We start from the raw sequence: 13,441 nt of genomic DNA, 5'->3' as shown, positions 1-13,441 counted from the left end.
ATCATACATTCAAGGTCAACAGACTTTTGCAAATCAAATGATTTTGATAATTTTCATGCCAATAGACTAAACACAATAAGGGTACCAGAATGAGAAAGCAGGCGCTGCACCCACGAACCGCTGTCATCAATAAAGCACAAAAAAATCAATCCAAGCGCGCGCGATCTGGCGCATTATTATGGCTTGCAGCTAATTTCCCTGAGGCATTCGATAATTCTTTGCGTATTCGGCCATTAAAGATTGGTATTATGTCTGATATATTGCAGCATGCAGAAAAAGCAGAGCAAGTTGGAATTTCTAAAAGTAAATTAAGGGAAGCTGTTGTTCTTTTTACCCGTCGTCTTGATTATCTGGCTTGCCTGAAAGCTCGTGAAGTCCGTATCGATTTGCACGGAAATCCAGTAGCGGAGGTTACTGAGGAAGAAGCGGAGCATGCTTCCATGAAAATTAAAAAACGCGTGGAAAAGAGTGTTAAAAATGCTCGCAAACAAGTGAATGCAAAAGCGGCTAATCATTCGCATGTAAATAATCAGCCAAGTACAGTTTCCAGCGTTAAGCCAATGAATTCGTTTGACTCTCATCCCGAGCCTCTTTTGCCAATATATCCTCTCAGAAGCTCTACCTATGCCTCGCAAAATGTGGCAATGCAATCCGCCAAGTCACCATCCGTAGTAGTCAAACATAAAGTACCAAAGCAATATGATCCGGATGCTGTGGCCCGTTTAAAAGAAAAATTAGGATTGTCCCGAAAAGCAGAAGATAAAAAGGAAACAACAGAGTAAATGCGAATAGCGACATTATTTTCAGCACTACTGTTTATATCTCCACTATGGGCTGCGCCAAAACTCTTTCCATCCCAACCGGCCTTGAATGGAGTATATGACATTAAGGGCACTGAATTATGCAGTACAGCAAAGCATACTCTAGCCTACTTAAATAAAGGCAAAAATTATGATCCCCAAGTGATTCACGATGGAAAAGTCATTAAGATTTCTTTAGACAGAGTGAAAAAAACCTTGGAATTTATTTGTCAAAACCAAAAAAAATTAAATAACCCGGATTTTGTAAAACAACATTTCGAATTTATTCGATGGTATCCTGACTTAAGTCAAGCCAAACAATTATCTGCTAATAAACCATTATTACAAAATATACCCAAAGATAAGATATTGATGACTAAATATTTTGTGCATTTGGCTGGCGCCAGTACCAAACCAATCTCCGCGAAACCCTATCCTCTGTATGCCTTGCCCGAAGACGAGCAGAATTTGACTCTGGATGAAGCAAATGCCAAACCAGGACTAATCCGTTTCAGATATGGTAAGCAAGCGATATTATCCGGTGCTCTTAAAAATCAACCGGTTAGCGAGTTGGCTTATTTAAGTCGAGATGATTTGGAGGCGGCTTTACTGCAAGGTACCGTTGTCGCGGATTTTGGACCGACTGCTGGCAAGAAAATATTTAATGTCCACCGTAGTAATAATATTGCTTATGATCGAACTAAAACTCCCTATCAGCAGGAGCGATTTTGGTATTTCAAGGAAGTCGATGGAATTAAAGGTTATGGTAAGGACGCTGAATACAAAATTACGGTTAACCCCAAGGTGACCTTTGCAGCTGATTTGGCTGAGTTTGGTTTAGGGAAATTACTAATGATTCAGTATCAAGACAAATCAGGACGTACAATGACTAAAATGGGCATCCTGGCTGATACTGGGGGAGCTTTTAATAATAATTTATATCAAATTGATTATTTGGCAGGAAGCTTTGCAGGAAAGGACGCTTTGTACAGGGCCACTCGAGATTTACCCGATTATGTCGATGCTTACTTTATGATTTTAAAACAACCTTAGGCATTTAGCATGAATATTTTTGCCATTCCTGTTTACACACTATTCACGGGGTAAGTCCAGAGTGTAGAATCATTTTTTACCAATATAGCCTATTGAGTCTTACAATTTCGTAAATTCGATTTCACCTTCTTTTCCTTCTCCCTTGCGTGGCGAATGGCCATCAGGATCTCTTATGGTATGGAGTTCCTCTTTAAAGCTTATCGATTTTTCTATATTCTTTATTGATTGTTCCATTTGTTTTTGGCGATAAATATAAATCAAACTGCCGCCGGTTTTTATTGCTTCGGTGATGCTTGCTGTAATGATTGTAATGAACTGCATGAATTTTCTTAGGAAATGAGTGCCTTTATCAGCTGAACTTAATTTTTCAATAAAGACAGAGTCATTAGGTAATGATTTAACTTTTATAGCACGTTGCTCTATAGGAATATCTCTATTTTGTAATTCTCTATTGATGTTCTCAATATACTCTTTGACATCCTGATTTTTGGGGGGAAGTTTTGCACTGAATAGGCGAAGCCTGTCGTAGGCTTCAAAAACTATCAAATGATCAGGCAAATGTTTTTTTTCAAATTCTTTCAATCCTTGCAGCAATTCTTTTGGACAGTCATCGGCATACAGAAAGCGATTTTTATTTTTTTTGTAATATTCTCTGGCAATTTGTTCATATTCCTGGGCAATGGGTGCTTTAAGCGTTGTATAGACAAGGTGATTACGTAATGACACTTCGAACTGCATGTCCAATAAGACATTTCTGGTTTGATTGGGGTTTTTATCTTCAAGCAACACCATCTGTTGCATAAGAAAAGCTAATTTATCGTTCTTAATCTCAATTTCAAATGCTATTTCATGATTCGAGGGATCTTCGGATAGCTTTTTCTTTAATGTTTGCAGATCGCTTTCGGTTTGTCTTATTAGAATATTGACATAAGTGGTATCGTCCAGAATAGATAACTTTTTACTAAAAGGCATGTCTAATTCCAAGGCAGCAGATAAGAATAATTGGTTGACTGCAGCCATGGCTGGATTAATTAATGTGCCTGGTTTTAAATTCAGGTAGTCTTCTTCTTGAGATAATTTCATAAGTAAATCCCTATATGCATTTTCTTTTATCTTGGGGAAGTCATAAGTAACCAAAGTATTGACCATACCAGCTACCTCAGCGGCCTGAGCCCCTGCCCGTTGAATTTGTTCTAACAAATCAAGAATAACCTTGATCGTGGTAAGATTAAAACCATACTTCTCCTCTAATGCTTCTTTCAATCTGCCAATTTCAGCGCTCATAAATTCTTCATTCGCCAATTGTTCTCGAGTCAATGAACGAATAACCTTAGGTTGTTGGCCAAACACATTTTTGTATCTGGAACTTAAATAGCTTCTTGCTTTCTCTAACTGGGGAGAAGCAAGGTGCGCGTATTTTACACCCAGTTTTGCCGCTTTTTTTCCTACTGATTCAGTCCGATCGATTTGTACTTCACGAATTCCAGCTTCAAAAAATGCTTTTTCAATACGATGGTCTCTTGGTGTCTTTCTTTTTAACAATTCTTTATGAGCTCTATTAAGAATAAACTGAAGATCAGCCCAATCCTCTTTGTTGTAATTGATGGATTGAACTTTATTACTGAAACTCAATGCGGCACGAACTACTGGGCCATAATGCTGTTTTAACTCGGGTGAAAATCGTTCCACTGCCATTTTTAATTCATGAGCATGGTTTGCAATTTCTACCAACGCTTTTGTTTGCGATACAAGGCTGTCGCTCTTTTTCATTTGCTCGAATTGTTTTAAAGCGGTTTCCAGGTGATATAATCCGTTTTCGACTTCTTTAATTTGCCTTACCATGAGTGGATCGTTGTCATTTATCACATGCAACGGCTTGTCTTGAGGTTTGATTAAATATTTTTGCACTCGAGTGGAGAAATTATCTCCGGTAAGAGCCGAAAATTGCTCTCGTATCATACCCACAGTGGATGACAATTTTAATTCTTGAATGTAAGCTAAATTACCACGAACGGTGTTAAGAGATGAGACCGATGTTGGTTTTAATTCTCCAGGGCCTACAGCAGGTTTCTTGCCTTCGATTTCTAAAAATGTTCTGCGCAGTTGGAGCATATTGATTTCTTTTGATACATCAGATTTTAGCTCGAAAGATTTGCCTATAACGTGATCTATGGCTTTATCAATGACCGCAATTTTTAATTCACAGGATTTTTTGTGTTCGTTTAAATTGTTTTCAACAGCAGGCTGCAATTTTATCAATTGAGAGACTGTAACCTTGATTTTATTGATCTCTTCTGGTGGGGACGTTTCAAGTTGATTTAAAACAGCAACAAAATCATTGCTTAATTCCAAATTACTATTTGCCATTACGGATTGAATTTTTACAAAAGCAAGGCGCAATTGAACGAGCTCATTTGGCTTTATGTTGGAGAGTGGTTGACCTGCATAGTTTTTAAGTATCCCGAAAAAAGTGTTAACCGCTTTTTTTTGCTCTTCTATTTGGATCAATGCAAAGTAGTGTTCCGTTTTTTTAGCCATTAAGCGCTCCATACGCTTGTCGCCCATATAGAATGAAAGAGGAATTTTTTGCAATTTAAAATCAGGCTTGGTTTCAATAATTTCATTGAGTTTGTCGTTAATTTGGTCTAATTCCAGGGCTATAGGTGCTGACAAAAGGCCTGGGGTTAAGTAGTGACGTGTCTCAATTTCATCAAGCATCATCATCAAATTGGGATAACCTTCTTTTAACCATTTCTGGTATTGTCGAATGGTGACTTCTTGCAGGTTGTTTCCTTCGCGTTGAATTTTTTTATTTAATTCAAGAAGACCGGAGATGGCGCTGAATCCTTTAAAAATACTCAACAAGTAAGCATTTTCTTCAAAGAACAATTCAAATACTGCGCCTATGGCTTCAATTTTTTTGCTGTTGATTCTTAACTCATCAACTGATTTCTCAGTGTTTTGATCCAATGAGCTTGACATATTGTTCAGTAGCCTTGGAATTTCTGAAAATAATTTAACTAGTGAAGCGGTTTGTGTTATTTCATCCGTTTTAGGTTGAACTGTATTAATTCCCTGACCTAAAATGCTTCCTAGTTTTTGCGCTACATTAAGTTCACTGAATTGACTTGCCCATCCATACTCTTTAACCAGCTTGTTTGCTTCGATGATCACCGGCGCTATTAAATCGTGATTCTCACGAATTAAATTGTGAAAGTCTGAGAAATCCTCAGTAAACAACGTAAATGATTTGTATACTTGCGATAATGCCGCTACGCCTTGATGTGCTGCAGCAATCTTACCCAATGGAGTGCTGGTGTCTATGCCATGCCAGGTCCTAAGAGCACACTCTGCATGATACATACTGTTGATGATTTTTTTTATTGCCGCTGTTTGAGGCGGGTCTTGATCAAGATGAACAAATGGAACGCCATGTTCCTGTGGGTTTAGACTGTCGGTTATGGTGGGAGATAAGGTGGATTTAAACTTGCTTAATAACAATGTCCGAGCAGTACTGATTTTGTCAGCATAATCCAATAATTCAGTCGTTTTTTCTTTTGGTTTTTTTGCAGTTCTCTTTACAGTTTCTTCAGGTAATGTTCCTATTGTATCCGGAGATGCTACGGATGGGCTTTTAGGTCTTAGCTGGCCTTCCATTTTTAATTGTTGCAAGGCGGACAAATCATTAGCTGTATAATTGGTGTCTGAGAAGGATAAGCCTAATGTCATAATTTGTTGTAATAGTGGGGCTAGCGCTTTTTGACCCTCAGGGGAAAGTTCTTTAACACTTGATTTGAGTTTGGAGGCTGCAGAAGCGATTGCGATAAAATAACGCAATCGAATCATAATCCCATAGCTCAAATCGATTTTTTCAAAATCTTTAAGAGCTTTTTCTAATTGAAACAAATTATTTTCAACGGTTTTAATTTGTTTTACCAATTCAGGATCATTTTCATTGACTTGATACGGAAGAGTTGAAAAACAGACTTGATATTTTTCTGGTAAATGGCGATGAATCAGAGTATCGACACTTGTTCTTGAGCCATTTACTGTAGTCGATAATTGCATTTCTTGAATGGCTGTAAGTGTTCCACGAAGATTGAGCAGTTTCGAGGGTTTTACTGCAACAAATTGGGATGGAGGAGCTTCCATCTGAGTGGGTTGCTTTCTCAGTGTTGATTTTATTGCATTGACACGAGCTTCAGCTTGATATTGCAGTGCAGTTTCTTTTATTTTATCTGATCCGGTTCTTAATTTTTCACGGGCCTTTTCAGCAACCAGGATCTTAAATTGCTCGGACGCAATTTGGCTTGACAGAAAACGATCAACAGATTCCCTGGTTCCCAGGGTTTTATCTACGTTGTAATTGACCACATAACTGGCTACATAACCTAAACCATCTTTGGCTAATTCCCACCATGATTTGGGCTTGGCTGGGGTTTTTTCAGGGCCGGTAGTATTTAAAACAGAGGTTAACTGATTTTCAAGATCCAAATTGGCATGCGCCAGCGCTGTTTGTATTTGGGGATATAATTGTCTTAGTACTCTCCGATCTGGTTCTGTTATTTGTGAAAGATTCATGCCCTTATAGGCTTCCAGGATCCGATAAAAATCAGCAGTAGCCACCTGTTGTTTTTCAGTAGTCATGATAATTTGCACACTTTTGACCTGAGCATTATGAATTTTTTGCTCTCTTTGCCTTTGCAATGAGTCTATTGTTACAACTCGCTCAGTAATACCAAAACCAGGCTCAGACAGTATGTCATTCACTTGTTTGCCCAAATGTTCTATTTGAGAACATAAATTGGCGGATAAGCTGCCTGGTTTTAAATAGTTTTGCCGTTCCAGTTGATCAGCGAAGGCTATTAATGTCGGTAAATAGTGATTTGCCCAGGAAACATATTGCTTAATGGATTTCTTGCTAAAATCAAAACCATCGTCTTGTATGTTCTTGAACCATTCTAATAAATCCTTTATGGCTTTGGAGTCTTCAAAATCACTGATACTTAATTTGCTGATAAAAGGGTTATTGTCCAGGTTATCAAGTAAGGCGCGAACCAATTCTACCGCTTGTTCTTTTTCTTTTCCTGGCATGTCCTTTTCTTGTAGTATGGTTATGGTTTCTACCAGTTTTGATATTTTTGAAAATGCGTCGACAAGAGGATGCGTATCATGCCATTTATCGATATCGGGACCTAATAAATCCATCCCTTGGAAGATCACTTTGGATGCTTTATCGGTCACATCCATTTCCATGAATTCTGATAACCAGCCAGACTCTTGCACGATGGCATACGCTTGAGTAAATAGAGGTTCAAGTAAATGGTAATTGTCTGCTATGACACCTCTTATTTCAGGGCTTGCCTCATCAAGTAAACCCAAAGATTTGTATATCTGGGTTAGCGCACGAATTAATTTTGGCGCTGCTTTGGCTTTACCCAATAGCGTACTAGCATCAATGTTTTCCCAGCTTTTAAACGCTTCCTCTGCATGATAAAGACAATTAATGACTTTTTTTAGAGTTGCAATTTGCGGTGGATCTTTCTCAAAATCAATAAAAGGAACGCCACTTGGTTGTGGAATGAGTTTTTCAGCTACCAGATCATCTAACTGAGTTTTAAGGGCTTGCAGCAGCAAACCTCTTACTTCATTTATTTGCTGCGATAACAGAGTTTCTGATGTTTTTTTATCCGGCATTTTGATCACCTCTATGCTTAATAGTAGCATAAAGGTGATAATTTGATTTAAATGTCATTAAAATAATCATTTTTGTCTTTTATGAAAGAATCTTGCTTTAATTAACAGGATATCTTGAACTCAGACAACAGGTATAATTTCCATGCAGTTGGTCCCGCCAGGCATTCCAATTTGGGTTCCACGTGTTAATAAAACATATCCTCTCTTTTCAAGGTGTCCTGATTTGATTAATTCATGCAAAATTTGTTGATTCAATCCTTCAGAGTTGAATTGATGAAAATCAATGTAGATAGGAAAGACATTGTTTACAAGGCTTAAACGACCAATGGTTCTCTTATTGGCTGATATAGCAAAAATAGGAACGGTGCTGTGGTGTCGGGATACCCATAAAGCCGTGTCTCCGGATTCGGTCAGAGTGATAATGGCCTGAATGGGAAAATGATTGGCGGTATGCATGGTAGCCATAGCAATTGCCTGGTCAGCCCGGTGGTAATGACAGGTTTCCGGATCACTATGATAAAAAAAGCTGGCATGCTTCTCAGCGCTTAAACATATTTTATTGACCATAGTAATGACTTTGACTGGAAAAATGCCGCTTGCTGTTTCTGCCGAAAGCATCACAGCATCAGTTCCGTCCAGAATCGCGTTGGCTACATCAGAAACCTCGGCACGAGTAGGTTGAGGATTGCTTACCATGGATTCCATCATTTGTGTTGCGGTAATCACCACTTTATCTAAAAGCCGCGTTTGTTCTATGATGTGTTTTTGAATAGCGGGAACTTCAGCAGCACCCACTTCAACTCCTAAATCTCCTCTGGCCACCATGATGGCATCTGCTTCGCGAATAATATCAGTTAAGTGATCCAAGGCTTCCATGCGCTCAATTTTAGCGATAATAGGGGTTATTTGGGCCCCATAGTCTTTCATTAGCGCTCTTGCTTGCCGGATATCCTCTGCATCTTTTACAAAAGATAAACTGATGTAATCCACTTCTGCTTCAATTGCTGTACGTAAATCATTTCTATCTTTTTCAGTTAAAGTCCTGGCTGCTAACCCGCCACCTTTTCGATTCAAACCTTTCAAATCAGTGAGTATTCCGCCTTCCACTACCTTGCAATGAATTTTTGACCCGGAAATCTCGATGACCTCCAATTCAATTAACCCATCATTAATCAGAAGATGATCACCAATACTGAGTTCATTGGCCAAATTAGGATAAGCGACTGATACGCCATTTATATCACCCAGGGTATCTGGAGCCATACAATCCAATGTAAAATTTTGCCCATCAATTAAAGTGATGGATTTGTTTTGAAAGCGGCCGACTCTTATTTTAGGTCCTTGTAAGTCAGCCATGACTGCAACCGGATGGTTTAATTCATCTGCGATTTTACGGACCAGTGCAATTAATTGCAGCGCGGAGGAATCGGCATGAGAAAAGTTAATTCGTACTACGTTGACTCCAGCAGCCAGCATGGATCGCAGAATTTCAGGTTCCTTACTGGCTGGGCCTAAAGTGGCAACAATCTTAGTTCGTCTTAACATGTTTTGCGCGCTCCTGCAAAATAGCAACAGCAGGCAAGGTTTTTCCTTCCAGACATTCCAGAAATGCCCCACCTCCTGTGGAAATATAAGAAATTTGTTGATTCAAATCATAAAGGTCAACAGCGGCCAAGGTATCACCACCACCAGCAATAGAAAAGGCATCACTCTCAGCAATCGCTATGGCGATGGCTCTTGTTCCATAAGCAAACTGCGGGAATTCAAAGACGCCAACCGGACCATTCCAGATGATGGTATTGGCTTCATGGATGAGATCTACATAATCTCTTATGGTTTCTGGACCAATATCAAGAATCATATCGTCCTCAGCCACATTAGACAGAGACTTGTTGAAAGCAGGGCAGGTTTCACTAAATGTTTTGCCTACTACAACGTCGGTGGGTAGAGGAATTTGGCAACCCTTTTCTTTGGCCAGAATAAGGATATGTCGAGCCTCATCCAATAAATCAGGTTCGTAAAGGGAAATACCAATTTCAAATCCCTGGGCTTTCAGAAAAGTATTGGCGATACCTCCGCCAGGGATGAGAACATCGACCATACCCACTAATTGTTTCAATAAACTGAGTTTGGATGAGACTTTGGCTCCTCCAACAATGGCGACGATTGGTTTTTTGGGGGCTTTGAGCACCTGGTTTAACGCTTCAAGTTCTCTGATTAGCAGAGGACCAGCAACGGCAATTGGAGCATATTGAGCGACACCATAGGTAGAAGCTTGTGCCCTGTGTGCCGTGCCAAAAGCATCCATGACAAAGACATCACAAAGGTTTGCCAGTTTTTTTGCCAAAGCTTTGTCATTGGCTTTTTCACCGGGATTAAATCGGACATTTTCGCAAATAACTAACTCCCCGGGTTTCACATCCAGGCCATTCAGGTAATCCTTGATGAAGCGAACAGGATACTCCAGGTTTTTCTTTAAATAATCAGCAACAGGTTCCAAAGAGAATTTTTTTTCGTATTTGCCTTCTTCTGGACGCCCAAGATGGGATAATACGATTACTGCTGCGCCATTGTCCAAAGCGGATTTGATTGTAGGTAGAGCCGCTTGCAATCTTTGATCACTGGTAATCATGCCGTCTTTGATCGGGACATTCAAATCCTCACGAATCAGAACTCTTTTGCCAGACAGATCAATGTCGCTCATTTTAATCAGGTTCATTGGTTATCCTTTAGCAATTCATCATTTGGTGTGCGGTATCAATCATGCGGTTAGAGAAACCCCATTCATTGTCATACCAGGCTACCACTTTGACCAAACTGCCTATCACTTTGGTTTCTGTTGTGTCGAAAATAGCAGAAGCGGGGTTGTGATTGAAGTCACAAGAAACTAAAGGATCTTCGTTAATTTGTAAAATTCGGCTTTTAGCCTTGCGCATGATGTCATTGACTTCTTCCACAGAAGTTGCGCGTTTCGCCTGGAAAGTTAAATCAACAACGGATACGTTTAATACCGGTACTCGCATCGCAAATCCGTCCAATTTTCCTGCCAGTTCAGGTAAAACCAATCCAACTGCTGCGGCAGCGCCGGTTTTGGTTGGAATGATGGACTGCGTTGCAGAGCGGGCGCGTCGTAAATCTTTATGGCTTCCATCCAAAAGCATTTGATCTTTTGTGTAAGCATGGACAGTGTTAACTAATCCTGATTCAATTCCTATGGCATCATTTAACACTTTAACCACTGGTGCCAGGCAGTTTGTTGTACAGGAAGCGTTGGATACAACGACATCAGACGCTTTGATGGCCGAGTGATTAACTCCATAGACCACTGTCGTATCAACGCCTTTGGCCGGAGCTGAGATTAATACTTTTTTGGCGCCGGCATTAATATGACCCATTGCCGCATCTCCGCTGGTAAAGAAACCGGTACATTCAAAGACGATATCAATATCCAATTGTTTCCATGGCAGTTTGGCTGGATCACGCTCAGCAATCACTTGAATGCCATGCCCATCAACAATCAGCATGTTTCCTTCTATGCTAACATCCGAGCGAAAATGACCATGAGTTGAATCGTAGCGAGTCAGGTGAGCGGTCACATCAATGCCAGATAAATCGTTAATGGCAACGACTTCAAACTCATTTTGCCTGTTGTATTCAAAAATCGATCTTAAAATGCAACGGCCAATGCGGCCATAGCCATTAATCGCGACTCGTATTGTCATACTACTTCTCCGAGTTAGGGTAACCTCCATACTCAGTTATACTGAATACAGGCCTTCTTGAAACTTCAGAAGGGGTATGGGTTACACCATTGTTTGTTTGGTTAATGTATCTAGAGTATTGATAATTTTTTCTACTGTAATTCCAAGGTAATTAAACGCATCTGTAGCAGGAGCTGATACCCCAAAACAATCCAGCCCAATGACAGCGCCGTCAAAGCCAACAAATTGGTGCCAATAGACACTGCTAGCTGCTTCTATCGCAATACGTGTGCGAACCTGACCAGGTAATACCTGGTTTTTGTAAGCATCACTCTGGGCAAGGAATCGCTCAGCACAGGGCATGGATACCACCCTGACCTGGAGACCTCTTGCTTTTGCCTTTTCTGCTGCGGTTATAGCCAGTTGAACTTCTGAACCAGTGGCTATCAGGATAGCATCAGGCTTCCCTTCACAATCTGCGATAATATATCCACCTTTCTTAATCAAGTCAGCCGCATTGGTGCCATGGGCTAAAGCGGGCAGATTTTGTCGTGAGAGTAACAAGGCAGACGGACCATTATGATGTTCTAACGATTGTTGCCATGCAACAGCGGTTTCCATCAAATCAGCAGGGCGCCAGACCATCATGCCAGGGGTCATTCTTAACATAGCGATATGTTCTATAGGTTGGTGTGTCGGGCCATCTTCCCCTAAACCGATAGAATCATGAGTTAATACGTATATCACTCTTTGTTTCATTAAAGCGCTTAAACGGATGGCATTTCTTGCATAATCTGCGAAAACAAGGAATGTTCCGCCGTAGGGAATGAATCCTCCATGCACAGCAAGTCCATTCATGATGGCTGCCATGGCAAATTCCCTCACTCCATAATAAAGGTAATTTCCGGAAAAATTATGGGCCGTGATGGCTTTGCTGCCTGACCAGTCGGTATTATTGGAACCAGTCAAATCCGCTGAGCCACCAAACATTTCCGGTAATATTGGCGCGAAAAACTCTATGCATTGCTGCGATGCTTTACGCGTTGCTATGGCTTTCTCATTGTTCAGGCATTGTTTTAGGAATCCAGCCGATATTTCTTGCCAATCATCGGGCAGGTCGCCATTGGCACGACGCAAAAACTCATCGTGTTCCGATGGATATTGTAGCCGGTATTCATGCAGGAGCTGCAGCCATTGCTGTTCTTCTTTGTCTCCTTGTTCTCTATGATCCCATTGCTTGTATATTGAATCTGGAATTTCGAAGGGAGTATGTTTCCAATTAAAAAATTCACGGACATTATTTATGTCTTGGGCACTCAATGGAGAGCCGTGCGCTTTTTCGCTACCGGCTACAGAGGAACCCAGTCCTATGACGGTTTTACAGATAATTAATGAAGGTTGAGTCGTGTTCTCACGAGCTGCTGATATGGCTTGCTCAATTTGATCTGCGTCGTGGCCATCGATGGGGCCTATGACTTGCCAGTTGTAAGCTTTAAAGCGAGACGTGGTATCGTCCGTAAACCAGGATTCTACCTTACCATCAATAGATATTCCATTGTCGTCATAAAATACAATGAGTTTTCCCAAACCAAGAGTGCCAGCCAGAGAACATGCTTCATGAGAAATGCCTTCCATCAGGCATCCATCGCCGGCAAAAGTATAAGTATAATGATCAACGAGGTTATAGTGATCGTGGTTGAAGTGACTGGCGAGTACACGCTCTGCCAATGCCATCCCGACTGAATTGGCCAAACCTTGACCTAATGGTCCTGTTGTGGTTTCGACACCGGGAGTGTGCCCATGTTCCGGATGCCCTGGTGTTTTTGAGTGCAATTGGCGGAAGTTTTTAAGCTCGTTAATATCCAGATTGTATCCGGTCAAATGCAGTAACGAATAGAGAAGCATGGAACCATGGCCATTAGATAATACAAAACGGTCTCTGTTAAACCAATGCGGGTTTTTGGGGTTGAATTTTAGAAATTTTTTCCATAAAACGGTGGCAATATCAGCCATACCCAAGGGCATGCCAGGGTGGCCTGATTGAGCCTGGTTTACTGCATCGATGCTTAAGATGCGTACTGCATTAGCTAATTCTGTAAAACTGTTCATGCCTACTCTTTTGCATTTAACTGAGGCACTATTGTCGCTCAGAAGGCATAAATCGGCAAGAAGACCATTCATTTTTAGTTG

Annotated in this window: 7 protein-coding genes; 2 read left to right on the top strand and 5 right to left on the bottom strand. The window is 40.6% G+C overall.

What is annotated here, in order from left to right:
- The first annotated feature begins 89 nt into the window (after window positions 1-89).
- Together OQI99_RS11220 and OQI99_RS11215 are read left to right on the top strand one after the other, a co-directional pair.
- Window positions 90-782, top strand: a complete 693-nt coding sequence (locus OQI99_RS11220; protein WP_265731989.1) for a ProQ/FinO family protein — start codon at window positions 90-92, stop codon at window positions 780-782.
- Window positions 783-1,853 (top strand): hypothetical protein, encoded by a 1,071-nt coding sequence (locus tag OQI99_RS11215; protein ID WP_265731988.1) that lies wholly within the window; start codon window positions 783-785, stop codon window positions 1,851-1,853.
- 99 nt (window positions 1,854-1,952) lie between these two features.
- On the opposite strand, the gene OQI99_RS11210 is transcribed toward OQI99_RS11215, so the two are convergent.
- The 5 genes from OQI99_RS11210 to tkt form a co-directional block, all read right to left on the bottom strand.
- Window positions 1,953-7,580: an SdhB gene (locus tag OQI99_RS11210; RefSeq protein ID WP_265731987.1), complete on the bottom strand. Its 5,628-nt coding sequence runs from the start codon at window positions 7,578-7,580 to the stop codon at window positions 1,953-1,955.
- Window positions 7,581-7,670: 90 nt separating this feature from the next.
- Window positions 7,671-9,095 (bottom strand): pyruvate kinase, encoded by a 1,425-nt coding sequence (pyk, locus tag OQI99_RS11205; RefSeq protein WP_061513409.1) that lies wholly within the window; start codon window positions 9,093-9,095, stop codon window positions 7,671-7,673.
- Window positions 9,079-10,269, bottom strand: a complete 1,191-nt coding sequence (locus tag OQI99_RS11200; protein ID WP_265731986.1) for a phosphoglycerate kinase — start codon at window positions 10,267-10,269, stop codon at window positions 9,079-9,081. Before OQI99_RS11200 ends, pyk begins: the two co-directional genes overlap by 17 nt.
- 10 nt (window positions 10,270-10,279) lie before the next feature.
- On the bottom strand, window positions 10,280-11,272 hold the full coding sequence (gene gap, locus OQI99_RS11195) for a type I glyceraldehyde-3-phosphate dehydrogenase (RefSeq protein WP_061513407.1): 993 nt from the start codon (window positions 11,270-11,272) through the stop codon (window positions 10,280-10,282).
- 81 nt (window positions 11,273-11,353) lie between these two features.
- Complete coding sequence (gene tkt, locus OQI99_RS11190; RefSeq protein WP_080447332.1) at window positions 11,354-13,432, bottom strand: transketolase; 2,079 nt, start codon at window positions 13,430-13,432, stop codon at window positions 11,354-11,356.
- Window positions 13,433-13,441 lie beyond the last annotated feature (9 nt).

The sequence above is a fragment of the Legionella sp. PATHC039 genome (genome assembly GCF_026191275.1).
Taxonomy (GTDB): Bacteria; Pseudomonadota; Gammaproteobacteria; order Legionellales; family Legionellaceae; genus Legionella; species Legionella pneumophila.
This window is presented reverse-complemented; position numbering and strand designations above follow the sequence as displayed.

What these genes read in the sequence shown, in the direction of transcription:
- OQI99_RS11220 (WP_265731989.1), top strand. Translation starts at nt 90, where the DNA reads ATGAGAAAGCAGGCGCTGCACCCACGAACCGCTGTCATCAATAAAGCA.
- OQI99_RS11215 (WP_265731988.1), top strand. Translation starts at nt 783, where the DNA reads ATGCGAATAGCGACATTATTTTCAGCACTACTGTTTATATCTCCACTA.
- OQI99_RS11200 (WP_265731986.1), bottom strand. Translation starts at nt 10,269, where the DNA reads ATGAACCTGATTAAAATGAGCGACATTGATCTGTCTGGCAAAAGAGTT.
- OQI99_RS11210 (WP_265731987.1), bottom strand. Translation starts at nt 7,580, where the DNA reads ATGCTACTATTAAGCATAGAGGTGATCAAAATGCCGGATAAAAAAACA.
- gap (WP_061513407.1), bottom strand. Translation starts at nt 11,272, where the DNA reads ATGACAATACGAGTCGCGATTAATGGCTATGGCCGCATTGGCCGTTGC.
- tkt (WP_080447332.1), bottom strand. Translation starts at nt 13,432, where the DNA reads ATGAATGGTCTTCTTGCCGATTTATGCCTTCTGAGCGACAATAGTGCC.
- pyk (WP_061513409.1), bottom strand. Translation starts at nt 9,095, where the DNA reads ATGTTAAGACGAACTAAGATTGTTGCCACTTTAGGCCCAGCCAGTAAG.